The sequence below is a fragment of the Rouxiella sp. Mn2063 genome, assembly GCF_049319665.1.
Classification (GTDB): domain Bacteria; phylum Pseudomonadota; class Gammaproteobacteria; order Enterobacterales; family Enterobacteriaceae; genus JBMOUD01.
Genome location: NZ_JBMOUD010000003.1, coordinates 411,249 through 427,170 on the forward strand (window position 1 = coordinate 411,249; position 15,922 = coordinate 427,170).

13 protein-coding genes are annotated in these 15,922 nt (G+C 45.2%); 4 read left to right on the top strand and 9 right to left on the bottom strand.

From position 1 onward, the window contains the following. Positions 1-30 precede the first annotated feature (30 nt). The 4 genes from ACL9RG_RS07330 (at position 31) to pdxY (ending at position 3,658) form a co-directional block, all read left to right on the top strand. Complete coding sequence (locus tag ACL9RG_RS07330) at positions 31-339, top strand: MliC family protein (RefSeq protein WP_422791934.1); 309 nt, start codon at positions 31-33, stop codon at positions 337-339. 191 nt (positions 340-530) lie between these two features. Continuing rightward, a complete protein-coding gene (gene pdxH, locus ACL9RG_RS07335; RefSeq protein ID WP_422791935.1) occupies positions 531-1,208 on the top strand; it encodes a pyridoxamine 5'-phosphate oxidase in 678 nt (225 codons plus the stop codon). Between the two features lie 216 nt (positions 1,209-1,424). Next, on the top strand, positions 1,425-2,699 hold the full coding sequence (gene tyrS / locus ACL9RG_RS07340; RefSeq protein WP_422791936.1) for a tyrosine--tRNA ligase: 1,275 nt from the start codon (positions 1,425-1,427) through the stop codon (positions 2,697-2,699). Positions 2,700-2,797: 98 nt separating this feature from the next. After that, positions 2,798-3,658 carry a pyridoxal kinase PdxY gene (pdxY, locus tag ACL9RG_RS07345; RefSeq protein ID WP_422791937.1) on the top strand — a complete coding sequence of 287 codons (861 nt, stop codon included), beginning with the start codon at positions 2,798-2,800 and terminating at the stop codon, positions 3,656-3,658. A 99-nt stretch (positions 3,659-3,757) separates the two neighbouring features. On the opposite strand, the gene gstA is transcribed toward pdxY, so the two are convergent. From gstA to sapC, 9 genes are all read right to left on the bottom strand, one after another. After that, complete coding sequence (gstA, locus tag ACL9RG_RS07350; protein WP_422791938.1) at positions 3,758-4,363, bottom strand: glutathione transferase GstA; 606 nt, start codon at positions 4,361-4,363, stop codon at positions 3,758-3,760. A gap of 296 nt (positions 4,364-4,659) precedes the next feature. After that, on the bottom strand, positions 4,660-5,523 hold the full coding sequence (dapA, locus tag ACL9RG_RS07355; RefSeq protein WP_422791939.1) for a 4-hydroxy-tetrahydrodipicolinate synthase: 864 nt from the start codon (positions 5,521-5,523) through the stop codon (positions 4,660-4,662). Positions 5,524-5,934: 411 nt separating this feature from the next. Next, the gene (locus tag ACL9RG_RS07360) at positions 5,935-7,614 is read right to left on the bottom strand and encodes an EAL domain-containing protein (RefSeq protein WP_422791940.1); all 1,680 of its coding nucleotides are present in this window, start codon (positions 7,612-7,614) and stop codon (positions 5,935-5,937) included. Positions 7,615-7,944: 330 nt separating this feature from the next. Further along, positions 7,945-8,217, bottom strand: a complete 273-nt coding sequence (locus tag ACL9RG_RS07365; RefSeq protein WP_422791941.1) for a hypothetical protein — start codon at positions 8,215-8,217, stop codon at positions 7,945-7,947. A gap of 340 nt (positions 8,218-8,557) precedes the next feature. Next, a complete protein-coding gene (gene dtpA / locus ACL9RG_RS07370) occupies positions 8,558-10,042 on the bottom strand; it encodes a dipeptide/tripeptide permease DtpA (protein ID WP_422791942.1) in 1,485 nt (494 codons plus the stop codon). A gap of 775 nt (positions 10,043-10,817) precedes the next feature. Next, positions 10,818-12,002: a CMD domain-containing protein gene (locus ACL9RG_RS07375; protein ID WP_422791943.1), complete on the bottom strand. Its 1,185-nt coding sequence runs from the start codon at positions 12,000-12,002 to the stop codon at positions 10,818-10,820. 231 nt (positions 12,003-12,233) lie between these two features. Next, entirely contained in the window at positions 12,234-13,049 is an 816-nt protein-coding gene (sapF, locus tag ACL9RG_RS07380) for a putrescine export ABC transporter ATP-binding protein SapF (RefSeq protein WP_422791944.1), read from the bottom strand. Further along, positions 13,049-14,041, bottom strand: a complete 993-nt coding sequence (gene sapD, locus ACL9RG_RS07385; protein WP_422791945.1) for a putrescine export ABC transporter ATP-binding protein SapD — start codon at positions 14,039-14,041, stop codon at positions 13,049-13,051. Before sapD ends, sapF begins: the two co-directional genes overlap by 1 nt. Then, complete coding sequence (gene sapC / locus ACL9RG_RS07390) at positions 14,041-14,931, bottom strand: putrescine export ABC transporter permease SapC (RefSeq protein WP_422791946.1); 891 nt, start codon at positions 14,929-14,931, stop codon at positions 14,041-14,043. The genes sapD and sapC overlap by 1 nt, the downstream gene beginning before the upstream one ends. Between the last annotated feature and the right edge of the window lie 991 nt (positions 14,932-15,922).

Below are 15,922 nucleotides of genomic sequence, written 5' to 3' on the forward strand. Positions count from 1 at the left end.
TCAGCTTCCCCTAAAAATAGGAGTGAAAAGATGAAAAAGACCATATTAGCGTTATGCGCCTTTGCGCTGGTGGGATGTGCAAATCAAGGCTCTCATCCTCCGCAAAGTAGTACAGTCGTGCATTACCAATGCGGTACGTTGCCACTGACAGTGACATCTAATAGTACCAAACAGCAGGTTTCTTTCTTGTTCGATGGCCAACAATTGCAATTGAACCAGGTCGTAGCGGCTTCTGGCGCGAAGTATAGCGATAGCCGCTATACCTTCTGGTCGAAAGGGCGTACAGCTTTTGTTGAGCGTGATGGTGCGGTGATCGTCGATGATTGTATTGAATTGTAGATGAGTGAATTATAGATGATGGTATTGCATCGCAATGGTATTGAAGCGCCATTGCACGCGGCACCATTAGCTATTTTAACGATTTTTCTCTCTGGTAAATCATCGGCATTGTGATCCTGATTTGCCAGGTGCAGTATAGCGATAACGACAAACATAGTCCCCGCTACTGATTTAATAAGAAGAGAGTCTAGATGTCTGAAAGTAATCAATTTGATGTCGCTCAATCGCGACGCGAATACACGCGTGGCGGACTCCGTAGAAATGACCTGACGGAGCAGCCACTGCCGCTATTTGAACGCTGGCTCAAACAGGCTTGCGAAGCGAAAATTGCTGACCCGACAGCGATGTGCGTCAGTACAGTTGATGAACATGGTCAACCATACCAACGTATTGTGCTGCTTAAACATTATGATGAACGGGGATTGGTTTTCTATACTAACCTAGGCAGTCGTAAAGCGCAGCAACTGGGCCATAACCCTAAAATTAGTTTGCTATTCCCTTGGCACATGCTGGACAGGCAAGTGATCGTTTTAGGGGAAGCTGAACGGCTCTCTACCCTTGAAGTAATGAAATACTTTACCAGTCGGCCAAAAGACAGCCAGATAGCCGCGTGGGTTTCACAGCAATCAAGCCGTATCTCTGCGCGCGGTGTATTAGAAGGCAAGTTCCTTGAACTCAAACAAAAATTCAGCAAGGGCGAAGTGCCATTGCCAACGTTTTGGGGGGGATTCCGTGTCAAAGTAAACTCTATGGAGTTTTGGCAAGGTGGCGAAAATCGCCTGCATGACCGCTTTATTTACCAGCGACTGGCGAATGATGACGCTAAAGATGAGAACCCACAGTGGCAAATAGACCGACTTGCCCCTTAAAACAACGAAATTTGCGCGAAATCCTAGCGCTTGCATCGCAGGCGCTTTATTCTATTGGCCGCAAAACTAATGCAGCATAAAACTGATACATTGTGGGTCTGAGCATTATGGGGCATATGCATCATAAAATATGCGTAGAGCAAACCAGCTCGCTTATGCCCATTGCACATTGGCATAATTTTTATCACCTTTAATTTTTTAAAAGCGGAGTCTTGGATGGCAAGCACCAACCTGATTAAACAATTGCAAGAGCGGGGCCTCATTGCCCAGGTAACGGATGAAAACGCGTTAGCAGAGCGACTGGCGCAAGGGCCAATTGCACTGTATTGCGGTTTCGACCCTACCGCAGACAGCTTGCATTTGGGGCATCTGGTGCCTTTATTATGCCTAAAACGTTTCCAGCTTGACGGTCATAAACCGGTAGCGTTGGTTGGCGGAGCGACGGGCCTTATTGGCGACCCAAGCTTTAAAGCAACCGAACGTAAGCTCAACACCAATGAAACTGTTGGTGAGTGGGTCGAAAAAATTCGCCAGCAGGTTTCTCCATTCCTGGATTTCAACTGCGGCGACAATAGCGCAATTACGGCGAACAACTACGACTGGTTTGGTGGCATGAATGTGCTGACCTTCCTGCGCGATATCGGCAAGCACTTCTCTGTTAATCAGATGATCAACAAAGAAGCGGTAAAACAGCGCCTGAACCGCGATGATAGCGGTATTTCCTTTACCGAATTCTCTTATAACTTGCTGCAAGGTTACGATTTCTCATCTTTATACGATTTGCATAAAGTTGAATTGCAGATCGGTGGCTCTGACCAGTGGGGTAATATTACCTCTGGTATCGATTTAACCCGCCGCTTGCACCAGAAGCAGGTCTTTGGTTTGACCGTTCCTTTGATCACTAAATCTGACGGCACTAAATTCGGTAAAACCGAGGGTGGCGCAGTATGGTTAGATCCGAAGAAAACCAGCCCATATAAGTTTTACCAGTTCTGGATCAACACCGCAGATGCGGATGTGTATCGCTTCCTGAAATTCTTCACCTTTATGAGCATTGAAGATATCAACGCACTGGAAGAAGAAGATAAAAACAGTGGCAAAGCGCCGCGGGCGCAATATGTGCTGGCAGAGCAAGTTACTGGCATGGTTCATGGTGCAGAAGGGTTGGCCGCAGCTCGCCGTATTACTGACAGTCTGTTCTCCGGCGCGTTGAGTGATATGACCGAAGCCGATTTTGCACAACTTGCACAAGACGGTATGCCAAGTATTGAACTTGAGGCGGATGCGGATCTGCAACAAGCGCTGGTTGCAGCAGAGTTAGTGCCTTCGCGTGGTCAGGCTCGTACCATGATTAGTTCAAAAGCTATTACTTTAAATGGTGAAAAGCAGGACTCTCCAGAGTACAAATTCAGTGATGCAGACCGCTTGTTTGGTCGCTATACGCTGTTGCGTCGCGGCAAAAAGAACTACTGCTTAATCAACTGGAAGTAACAGTGTCAGCCACAGAGGAAGGGATCCACTGTGGCTAAATTTTTATTCGCTTCGGCTTTTTACGCCATCACTCTGATGACGTCGGCATCGGACTTTTCATGAAAAATATTCTCTCTATTCAATCTCATACCGTTTATGGCCACGCGGGAAACAGCGCTGCTGAATTTCCTATGCGCCGTATGGGCGTTAATGTTTGGCCATTGAACACAGTACAGTTTTCTAATCATACGCAATATGGACATTGGACCGGCTGCGTGATGCCCGCAAGTCACTTATCAGAAATTGTGCAGGGAATTGCGGACATTGGTCGGTTGCAGACCTGTGATGCGGTTCTAAGTGGGTATATTGGATCTTCCGAACAGGGAGAGCATATTTTACAAATCGTCAAACAGGTGAAAGCCGCTAATCCTGATGCGTGGTACTTTTGCGATCCTGTAATGGGACATCCGGAAAAAGGCTGCATCGTCGCACCCGGTGTAACGGATTTTCACTGTCAGCAATCATTAATTAACTGCGATGTGATGGCACCTAATCTGCTGGAGTTAGAAATGCTCAGCGGACATACCATAGAGAGTGTTGAGCAAGCAGTAAATTGTGCTCGTGAGCTTATTGCTAAGGGACCAAAAATCATTTTGGTTAAGCACCTTAGCCGTGCCGGTTATCATCGCGATCGCTTTGAGATGCTGTTGGTCAGCGCTGAGCAGGCGTGGCATATAGAACGCCCTTTGGTAGACTTTGGCGAACGTCAGCCCGTTGGTGTCGGTGATTTAACCAGTGGTTTATTGCTAGTGAATCTACTCAAAGGCGAAGCTTTGGATAAAGCGCTTGAGCATGTTACGGCAGCAGTTTATGAAGTGATGCTGAAAACCCATGAAATGGGTGAGTACGAGCTTCAGGTGGTTGCCGCACAGGATCAAATGGTTAATCCTCAACACCATTTCCCAGCGGTAAAACTGTAGGCCCGGTTTGTTTTTCTTTACAGCCAGATCTGCCAACAGTAAAACGCCCCGTATTATCCTCGGGGCGTTTTATTTTTAGTATTTATTAGCCTGGGGTCTTTATTTCAAGCCTTCGGCAGACAGGGCTGCATCAACAGCTGGACGTGCGGCAACGCGATCCAGATAGTTGTTGAGGTTATTCAGTGCGCTCAGGTCAAATTTCAGCCCCTTCGCCCAGCCCATCACGGTAAACAGGTAAGCATCAGCAACGCTGAAATGATTACCCAGCAAGAAAGTTTTTCCCGCCAACTGTGAGTCAACATAAGCAAACTTCTTATCCAACGCCTCACGAGTGACAACTTTAAACTCATCAGGTGTTTTTGGATTGAACAGCGGGCTGAAGCCTTTGTGCAATTCAGTCGCAATATAATTCAGCCATTCCAGGGCGTGATAACGAGCAATAGAACCGACTTCTGGCATCAATTTGCGGTCTGGTTTTTGATCGGCCAGGTACTGCACGATAGCCACACCTTCGGTCAGAATAGTGCCATCATCAAGCAGCAACGTAGGAATCTGTCCTTTAGGGTTAACCTGCAGGAAGTCATCACCTTGTTCGGTTTTCTTTGTCGCCAGGTCAACACGAATAATACTGAAATCCAAACCTGTTTCGCGAAGAATAATGTGTGGCGAAAGAGAACAGGCACCGGCTTTGTAATACAGTTTCATACAATCTCCAAGGGGTGATACCCGTCATACTCAAAGATACAGGGAAGCTGTGCGATTGCATGCTACCGGTATCTCAGTGCTTATTGGGTAAGATGCTAATCCATGTTTATCTGCTGGCTCTCTAGTAGAATGGGCTGTCTGTTTAAATAGACAGCTTTTACATAGAGCGACAGCAGCAGTAAATTCTACGCTTATCCTAGTGACCCTGAGCAAAAAAGTCAGTGCTAAATCATACATATTGGTAAAAAAATTATGTTTTTTTCCATTGGTTAGCAATGTCTCGCAAAACGCCATCATTATTGCTGGTTATTGAGATAATCACGTATTGTCGCTTCAATTTCGGCTGGTGCTGCCAACATTGGCGCGCGCAGTTCGTTTTGCATTATCCCTTGTAATGACAGCGCATATTTGATTGCAGCGGGGTTCGGCGCTGAGAACATCAGACGGATCAGTGGCAACATGCTATAAAATGTCTGTCGTGCCGCGGCAAGATCGGCAGATTTTACTTGCTGGATCAGACGAACGAAACGCTCAGGATAGAGATGAGAAGAAGCAGCAATTGCGCCGGTTCCGCCTAAACATAATGTTGAGAGTATTTGAGTATCTTCACCACATAATACATCAAGGCGTCCGTCGGCAATCAAAGAAAGAGTCATGTCGATACTGCCACCGCAATCCTTGATAGCAGCGATTCTCGGGTGACCAGCGAGCTGCAAAATAGTCTCAAGCTCTAAATGAATGCCGGTACGATAAGGCACATTATAAAGCACCACAGGCACACTTGAATTATCCGCCAATTGGGTAAACCAGGCTGCTAATGCCGCTTGGGAAGGTCGGATATAATAGGGCGCGGGAATCAGCACACCAGCAATAGAGCGTTGCTCGATAGCCTGTTGCATTGCCAGAACCGTGGGCATATGCGTGCCGGATAATCCCATAATCACTTGCTTACCAGGTACCACGTCCAGCACGGCATCTAGCACCTGCAATTGCTCTTCTTTACTTAGCATCGGTGCTTCGCCAGTGGTGCCGCAAACCACGACGCCATCAACCCCTTGTTGCATCATCTGTTGGCACAAAAGCGTCAGCGCAGGGTAATCAATCTCACCTTGCTGAAAAGGTGTAACCAATGGAACCCATATACCTGAAAATGTCGACATAACGTCTCCTTAGTGACCAAGAACTGTCAAAGAGACTGTCAGGATAAGGTGTTTAAAATTGATATAGTCCACCGGCGTCCTGTTATCTCATTTGACAGGACATGGCCTGATCAAATGAGTGAGAGTTTCTTCTGTTTCCCAACTTTAGGACCTACGTCTATTCTTTGGCGCAATGCTTGGCATTCCGCAGTCATATCCCGAACGGGATACAAGGCCGGAGGCAAACTTGGCAGCAAATAAAACGCAGTGTGGGGCATAATATGAAACTCGTCGGTGAATGGCTGATTAACAGCATGCGACTAGTCTGCGGTAAATCAGAGGCTGTCGCCAATGGAATGATTTAATAACACTCGCGGTGATATTGATAATGCTTATGTGCTCAGAATATGGGGGGCAACAGAACAGCTTTTGCTAATCATCATTGCTAGCAAGGAGTTTTGAATGTTCATCAAGCAATGTTTGTAAACTGCCGATTGGCACCGGGCGTGAGAATAAAAAACCTTGCAGATGCGAGCATCCGACAGATATCAGGAAGGATTTTTGTCGGTGATTCTCAACGCCTTCGGCGATGACATTAAGGTTCATTTTATTGCCAAGCTGCGATACGGCGGAGACAATAGCCGCTGTATCATTCACTTCGGTTACATATTGTACAAATGAGCGGTCGATTTTTACTGAATCTACCGAGATATCCTTCAGTAAACTTAAACTTGAATATCCTGTGCCAAAATCATCCAGCGAGATTTTCACCCCCGCTTTGCGCAAATGTATCAAATGAGTCAGGCTGACAGAGTTGGCGTTCATCACCGCAGTTTCTGTTAACTCCAACTCCAGCCGTTTGGACGGAAATTGTTCTTCATTAAGCAATGAGAGAATTCTATCGGCAAAATCGATTTCACCTAATTGTACCGGAGAAACATTAATAGCGAGGGTCAGATGCGGGAATGCTTTTAAATCGCGACAAGCCTGACGCAAAATGATTTCCCCAAGATGGGTGACCATGCCAGTTTCTTCAGCAAGCGTGATGAACTCAACCGGGGAGACGATGCCCAATTCATCATGAGTCCAGCGTGCTAATGCTTCAACACCTACGACTCGTTCATCACGGCTGCGCAAAATAGGTTGGTAAGCGCAGGTTAAATCCCCTTGTTTAGACAGCGATTCGGCCAACGCTTTCACCATGATCCTTTTCGTTACGCTACTGCTATCCATCAACTCTGAATAAAAAGAAAACGCATTCTTGCCGCGTTTTTTCGCCTCAAGCAACGCAGTATTCCCGCGGCGCATGATTTCTCCAGCGGTAATGTTCTCTACGCCAAACATGACAATACCAAAGGAGATCGTCAGCAATGGATTGGCTCGTGTCAGGTTAAACGGATGGCGCATGAGCTTTAAAATATCTTTAGCAAGGCAATTCACGGCATCCTGAGTGGGAGCATTGTGCAGCACTATCGAAAACTCATCGCCACCAATACGTGAGACGTTGCCAGTAAAACCAATCAGCGAGCGTAGCCGGTGGGCAAATTCACATAAAATGGCATCACCTGCCTGATAGCCATAATTAATGTTGATGTAATTAAAGTCATTAATATTAAGCAACATCAACGTATAAGGCTTGGGGTGGTGTAGTTGGCGTGCGGCGATTTGAGCCAATTCATCATTGAGCGAAGTGCGATTAGGCAGGCCAGTCAGCACATCATTACGGGCTAAATAACGGATTTGAGCTTCAGAGTTTCGCTGTAACGAAATATCCATGATGGAGGTTAAAATGTATTTTTTCTCTTGCAGCACTAACCGATTCTTACGTACTAAAACGGTTCGTCGCTTACCGTTAGCATCGATCAATGTTTCTTCGGCAACGCTTTTAACACCGGTGTTGAGTACCTCTATATCGCGGTCTCTCTGGCGAGCTCTCTGGATTTCATCGGTAAAAAAGGACTGCTCATTACCGATTAACTCCTCACGCGATAGGCCGTAGAGTTCACAGGCTTTTTGATTAATGAACACCAATTTGCGCTTATCATCTTTTAAAACGGTAGCTTCGCTAAGCGCATCTAAGACTGCCTGGCATACATTAATGTCATTCCACATGTGCTACTACCCCGAGCAGAGAAAAATGCGTAGGTTCAGTAACCTACGCGTAACCAACTTGAACAACTAAAGCCTTCGGACGATTATTACCTATCGATGATGAAGAATATTGTAGTTGTTTGAGTTTTTTTAAAAACAATAAGTTGTCAGTACTTATGTGCAGGATTTAGTGTTTTATTCGACTAAATAACCAACAGCGCACCGAGTGTGGTGTTAAAAGGCGAGTTCAGCCAGTATGAAGCCTGACTTTCTAAGCCAATGTATTTGCATCTATAAGATAAAATAGCAGAACAAGCTAGGATGTTAAATGCTAGGAAATGCCCCGATTATTCACGTCGTATCTTGCTTGTGCTGATATTTTTCAAGGTATTCGCGACGATAACGTCTGGAACGATGGCGACCTCGCAACCACAAGAAAGTACAGACTAAACAGACCGCACCCGAGAACAATAGATTGCGAATATCACGGTCGTAGAAAAATACCAAGATAAAATCCAGAGCGGCAATAATGGCAAACCATTTATGGACATGGGCTTGTTTGCGAGTCTCTGCGTTCAGTCTTTTGAGCTGTCGCCCTTCATCCAAGACTTTTCTTTTCTGCATGCGATCATCCTGGAATTGATTGATAGGGGAGGGTTATTTCTTTATGTTTTTTTCGAGTCGGTTTAGCATTTTTGGCTAATACGATGATTAACACAATAAAAATATTGAGTAAAAATCTGGTGGGGCAAATAACAAACAGCATCGTTCATGCAATAGACGATGTTGGCAAGATAAGACGATATTTACCCGAGTTTTTAAGCATCATTTTGTGTCTTACTAAAACACATGAGTTTTTTTTCCTGGAATAATTTGTGTGGGGGGCAGATGAAATGATGTGTTGATAAAAAAACGCCCCTGCTTAGGAGCGTTTCAGTAAGAGAAGGCTTGCGTCTTTACTCTGTTACTTTCCGCCTACATTGTCGAGAGTCATGCGATTCAGGCGTGGCGCAGTCAACAGCATCAGAACGGCAATAACCGCGGTAGCAATACCAATCTGCATAAACACATGGCTATAAATCGCCAGCGAAGCATGCGCATCGGTAATATCTGAAGGAACAGCAGTCAGCGCTGCGACTTTACCGGCAATAATGGCAGCACCCGCGCTGGTCAGGAACCATGCACCCATGATAAAGCCCATCAAGCGTTGTGGAACTAATTGGGCAACCATAGACAGACCGAGGCCAGAAATCATCAACTCGCCAACGCTTTGTAGCGCATAGCTAAAGACCAGCCAGTGAATCGATACAATCCCCTGCTGATTGGCAAAACTGGCACCTAAAGGTAAAACCAGGAAGGCACAAGAACATAAGACCATCCCAATCGCAAACTTATGCGGCATTGGCATACGATCGCCTAGCTTGGCATAAATCATTGCCAGAATAGGGCTGGCAACCATAATCCAGAATGGATTCAATGCCTGGAACTGTTCTGGCTCGAAAGTAATACCCAACGCAGAGTGGTTAACGTTATGGATGGCAAAGAAATTGAGCGACGTTGGCATTTGGCTATAAAGCACAAAGAACACGATAGCTTCTAACATCAATATGAAAGCTACAATCATTTTGCGGCGGGCAATACCTTCCATCGCAAAAGCTTCTTTGGCAAAAATCAGGAAGATGACGAGAGTAATGATCGCCAGCGCCCAACGGGCAATTTCTTGATTGTGCAACAACCATACAGAGAAGGAGACCAGAACAACAACCCCGGCTAATACCAGCAGCAATTTATTGAACTGCAGCGGTGCGAAGTCTGGCTTGGAACCGTGGTTTGCTACCCATTTGCGGCAGAACATGAAGTTAACCAGCGTAATTAACATGCCAACCACGCTCAGTGAAAATGCCACGCTCCAACCATATTTGGCTGCTAACCAAGGTGTTGCCAGCATTGAGAAGAATGAGCCGATATTAATAGACATGTAATACAACGTGAACGCCCCATCAAGACGTGGATCGTCCTTGGCGTAACAGGTTGAAAGCAAAGAGGATGGGTTGGCTTTAAACAGACCACTACCTACGGCGATAGTTGCCATACCCAAGTAAACCCAGAATATGCTATGCCCAGAATAGGCAATGAAGGTGTAGCCGAGAGCTAAAATTATTGCGCCGAGCACAATAACGCGTTTAGTTCCTAACACCTTATCACCGAGCCAACCACCAATCGCCACGAAGCCATAAACTAAGGCGAAAAATGATGAGAACAGGGTAATAGACTCGGCTTCACTCATGCCAAGCATTTTGACCAGATAAACGGCGATGATCCCTTGTAGGCCGTAGTAGCCAAAACGTTCCCATAACTCTATCGAGAAAATTAGGTAGAAGGCCTTAGGTTGTTTGAATGCGCTAACGTTGGCATTCGGATCATTAGGTATTTTGTTGGTTGTTGACACGTAGACCTCTGTTTTCTTTCCTGTCTGAAAGACTGGTGTGGCATAAGTCGCGCGAGATGAGCACGCTTTGCATTGTTATAAGATGAATTGAGGGGAAGTAATGTTCCCTATCTTCGTAACTGAGGCAAGGACTTTAACATATTCTGTTACATTTAACATTTCAAAGCTGATGAAACTGTATTCGATTTGTTATGCAGAATTAAAAATTAGGTATGTGAAAATATGCACTGTTTTATTTTGATTAAATAATGCTCATAATTTTTATGGCTATATATGCTGTTGTATTTTATTAATGCAGTTTATATGACTGTATTATTGTTTTATTGTCTTGTTTTGGTCTGCGTAAGTCACTGTTTATGGGGTGTTGTAATAATAAGGTTTTACGAGTGGATTAAGTAAGGGATGAGAGAATATTAAGATGTTTATTATCTGACCACTTAGCACTAAATTTCATGTATAAAACGAGGAATGTAGTACTTATGCAGATAATATAGGCTGGTAACTCTGATAATTTGCTCAGATTAAGCTGCCTAACGGCAAATTAGCATGCTTTATAGTCGTCATACTTTGCATTGCGAAGTGTTGGTTGCGGTGACTCAGCTCATCCATGAGCTTCGCCCCAATGGGGCGCTGCGAGCGCTGTTTCAACCAGTTTCTGACCGATGTGTCTCTCTGTTACCGCTTATTTGGGACTCGAAGTTTCTTGGGCATACATAGTGGTTTCTAGCGCGATAGCATGAGGATAAAATGTTTCACACAGCTGCGTGCTATTTATTCACTTTGCTACGGGGTGAACATTGCCTAAGGTTTGGATTAAGCGATTAGCCCAGCTAAAAAGCGCACTGGTGAGTAGGATTTTAAAGCTTTGGGTATCATCATAACCAGAAGCTATTAGGGTATTTAGGCTTTTAGCATCGAAACGCTGTGGCGTTCTTGTCAGTATCGCCACATTATTGAGTAGTACATTAGAGCCGATTGTTGCGTAACGTTCCCCGTTTTTTTCATCAAACAATCGTGTGATTTGCTGTTTATCTCCCCCTAACTCCAGATAAGCGCGCGCATGAATACCAGTGCAGTATAAACAACCATTGAGTCGCGAGGTGGTTGTGGCTGCTAATTCTTGCACAAGCCCAGTTTCTCCGTTTTCCCCTCGCATGATGTGCGAAAAAATAGCTGAATACTCTTCAAGCAGGCGTTCGTCTTGTATCAGAAGACGATAGAACGAAGAGGAGCGAGCGTTGGGTGCGCTAAGATCTAACGCATCGAGCTGTTGATGTGTCGCCTGTTGTAAATTGATTTCCGTCAAGCGCGATGTCCATTGCAACATCTGTAGTGAAAATCCTCGTTGCTCGGTATTTTCTGGCTCTGGAAAACCAGGCAATACGGCAGCAGGCTTACCCCGCGCAGCATTAATAACGGCTAATACGCGAGCTTGGTAACTGACAAAGCCAATTAGCTGAATAAATGTAACAATATCTTTTGTACTTAAGCCGACATTTTCTAATTGGTGCAACATATCCGCAGTGATTGATGTTGGCTGAGTTGCCAAGAGTCGGGAAAATTGAGTGATATGAGTCTGGCGGATGTTACTTTCACGTGAGGCATCAGGACTGTCTAAAGGTGCAAGTCGTGCAGCGTAGTGGCTACACAGGACTTGTATGCCAGTCACTTGAGCAACCGTTAACGCACTGCTCAGGCGGTCATATAAAGACAATGTACAGCTGCGGGAGAGTAATATGTCATCCGCGAACAACGTGTTATAGGCTGCACGTGAGGCTGCAAATAAACCACTATATTGTTGTAAGTTTTGGCGCAGTGAAGGCGCAATATCCTGATCTAGTCCTAAAAGGAAGCGGTCTTGTACGAGCTGAGCACCGAGTTCAAAAGACCGAGGCTCTTGCTGGCTGCTTTGGGTTTCGTGATACCAGCCGTTGTGCGCAGTTCGGCGTTGCTGTTCCATGATTGCATCCTTTACCTGAGACAATTTTCAGGTTCTATCCTTGCCGATACTGTGTGCCAGATAAAATAATGTTAAGCGATAGCCTATAGCTAAAAGGAATAGTTAAAAAAGAAAAGGCTAGGTAAGCAGGGGATGGGGATTCGATATCTGGCATCTATTAGGCGATGCCAGAATAAATATAGAGTTAATGCATCAACGAAGAGAGTAAAACCATCGTCTTACGGCCGTAAATTAGCCGGTTTTACCATCGCGTCGCCAGGCATCTGCCGTTAATGCTTCGCCAAAATGGCTGGAAATTAAACGTTTTGTCAAATCATGCAACGGGGCAGCCAAAACTTCAGCAGTATTTCCGCGTTCTACGACTTCTCCATCGTGCATGACTAATACCTGATCGCTGATATGTTTCATCATACCAAGATGCTGCGTGACATAAATGTAAGAGATCCCTTGGGATTCTTGTAGTTCCAGCATCATATTAACAATCTGCGAGCGCATTGACATATCAAGTGAGGCAAGTGCTTCATCGGCAACAATCACTTTTGGCTGTAAGATTAACGCTCTGGCAAGACCAATACGTTGCTTTTGGCCCGGTGCTAGCATATGCGGATAGTAATAGGCGTGATCGGGCAACAATCCAACCTGGCGAAGCGTTTCGTTAATGCGAATTTCGCGCTGTGGCGCATCCATATCATCGAGTAATCTGAGCGGCGTCTCCAATATTTGACCAACGCGTTGCCGAGGATTTAGCGAGGTTGATGGGTCCTGGAAAATCATACGGATCTGCTGGCTACGACTACGGAAATCGCCAAATGCGAGATTACGCTCATCAATCAGAATTTCCCCTTCGGTCGGCTCAATCATCCCTGCTAGCATTTTAGCTAACGTTGATTTACCTGAGCCATTCTCGCCAATGATTGCCAGCGTTTGCCGCTCGCGTAGTGTAAAGCTTACAGGCTTAACTGCCTGAAGATTCATTTTGCGAAATAGCCCCGTGCGGTAACGGAAAGTTTTGCTCAGATTTCTGACTTCCAGCAGTGTCTCATCCATTATTGCTCTTCCAAATTCAGCGGGAAATGACAGGCGTAAGCATGTGTTTTTGCCAAGCGAAGTCGGGGCGTTTCGATACATTTCTTCTGCGCATATGGGCAGCGTGGCCCCAGGCGACAACCGATAGGTAAATGTTCAAGCGAAGGGATCACGCCGGGTAAAGTATTTAGGCGACTTTTATGTGGCAGCGATCGGCCAAAATCTGGCATGGCGCGGATCAATGCCTGAGTGTAGGGATGGTAAGGTGTTTCAATTAACTCCTCACATACTGCACTTTCTACCGTTTGTCCGCAGTACAACACATTAACCCGATCGGCCCATTTATTCATGATTTGTAGATCATGGCTAATAAGTAAAATAGTGGTGCCGTTATTTTGATTGAGGCGCGCCAACAAGCGGAAAATCTGCGCTTGTGTCGTAGGCTCCATCGCATTGGTCGGTTCATCGGCAATCAGCAGACGCGGTTGATTAGCCAAGGCGATAGCGATCATCACTTTTTGGCATTCGCCTTCGGTCAGCTCATAAGGATAACTGGCCATGATGTCTTTGTGATCTTTAATACCAACGCGGTGCAACAACTCTATTGCACGACGTTTCCGCCACATAAAGCGTTGATACCACTTTCCTTTATATGTCCAGGCTGGGATCGCCTGTATCAGTTGACGGCCAATACTTTCTGAAGGGTCTAAACAGGATTGTGGCTCCTGGAAAATCATCGAAATATTATGGCCGATCAATCGGCGACGCTGACGTGGCGAGAGCTGTAATAAGTCGATATCGTCAAAACGCATCCGATCGGCACTGACTCGCCAGTTATCTTTAGTGACCCCGCAAATTGCTTTAGCGATGAGGCTTTTGCCTGAACCTGATTCCCCCACTAAGCCACGGATTTCACCCGCGGTGAGACTAATACTGACCCTATCGACAGCTTTAACCGGGCCTTCTGCGGTCATAAATTCAATCGTGAGATTGCGAATATCCAGTAATGGCATTATTCGACTCCTGCGTTAATGGCTCGACGCATTCCGTCACCGAGCAAATTGATAAGTAACACGCTGATAAGAATAGCCGCCCCCGGCAACATCACAGTCCAGGGCGCAACATAAACTAACTCTAATGAGTCACCGAGCATTGCCCCCCATTCGGGTGAGGGTAACTGTGCACCAAGGTCTAGGAATCCCAGCGCCGCGATATCCAAAATAGCCAGAGACAGCGCACGAGTGAACTCGGTTACCAATACCGCAAGAATGTTTGGCAACACCGCATAACGCAAAATTTGAAAAGTAGATGCGCCATCAAGACGAACCGCCGTGACATACTCTTTTTCAAGCTCATCGTGAACGGCGACATACATGGTACGCACCATGCGTGGCAATAATGCTAACCATACGGCAAGCATCGCATGCTCAAGCTTCGGTCCAATAAAGGCCACGACAATAATAGCTAACAGTAGCGACGGGATAGAGAGCAATGTATCAAGGATATGATTAAGTACTGCGGAACGCAGTCCATGAGTAATCCCAGCCAATGCACCGATGATCATGCCAAAAAATGCTGCGGCAGTTGTAATCAGCATCGCTGCACCAACGGTTGGCGCGGCGCCGGTCAACAGGCGGCTCAGCAAATCACGCCCTAAATCGTCTGTTCCTAGAAAGAACGAAATATTGCCATAGCGTGACCATGATGGCGGTAACAGTTGATAGCCTAAAAATTGTTGATCTAAGGCATAAGGGGCAAGAAGATTACCAAAAACACACAGGAAAATCAGTGCAATAACCCCATAAAAACCGATCATCGCCAACGTATCGCGATAGAAAATACTCCAGGTATATCTCAACGGACTAGGAAACCGCTTTTCACGGTATACATTATCGAAGGGCATAGGTATTCGCTTGGATTCTTTTGTTTGTCGCTTGCTTTGATTTATTTTCAATAATCATATCATTACCTTATATAAACTCGATACTTGCTCACGCTGTACTTCACTATGGTTTGTATCGTTTAAATTTACGCCTTTTGTGCGCAGCCTATGCGTATCAAAAGGAGTCTATACATTGCTTGTCGCCACTAAACTGAGAAAGCAGTTGAGAGCACCTAGGCAAAGTAGAGGTAATTTCTGACTCACTTGGGCCGAATGTCAGGCTATCAGTTACCGGATGCCTGATTTTTTTGCACTATTCTGTGAATGATAGGCCCATATAACTGAGCATCGGTGATTATCCTTCTATATTACTGTTGCAAGCAAGGGAACAGAGGCAACAATTTCACTCATGATGTAGGGATAAAACTCTCTTGTTCCGCTCTCGGTCTAAAATCGATGTCAATCTGACAGTTCTGGCCGCAGGTAGACCGACGATATTTGCCCCGTAAAAATGCTCGATAGTACTGCGATAGTCAGAGGTACACTCGGTTAAGTTACAATCTATTTCTACTTAACTCGCTGAGCGCTGGAGGATGAGTTTGTAAAAGATGGATATGCCTATGTAATGTAAGTTTCTTTAATATTATTTAATAAGCATTAATTAGAGTGGATATCTTGGCGTTGAGAACCTTAGAAATAACGCTGAATGAAGATAAAACCTCTGAGAGTGAATTCATTTTGTGGTTTTATTTTAAATAGATAATTGTACTTATTTTATTTTGTATTATGAGACTCTAATCGGTTTTTTATAGCAGGCATACCTAAGTAAGGGTAAAGAGTATGATGACCGTTAATTAAAAGTACGTGTTCATTAGTATGTGAATATTACGGTATTATTCGTTATATTTTAGAGAAATTAATTTTTGTTGAAATGCAGTGTTATCTATTTATTTGTGTGATGTATCGTGAAAGATATTATATACTGGGTCGATGGCAAAGGATAAACGGAATT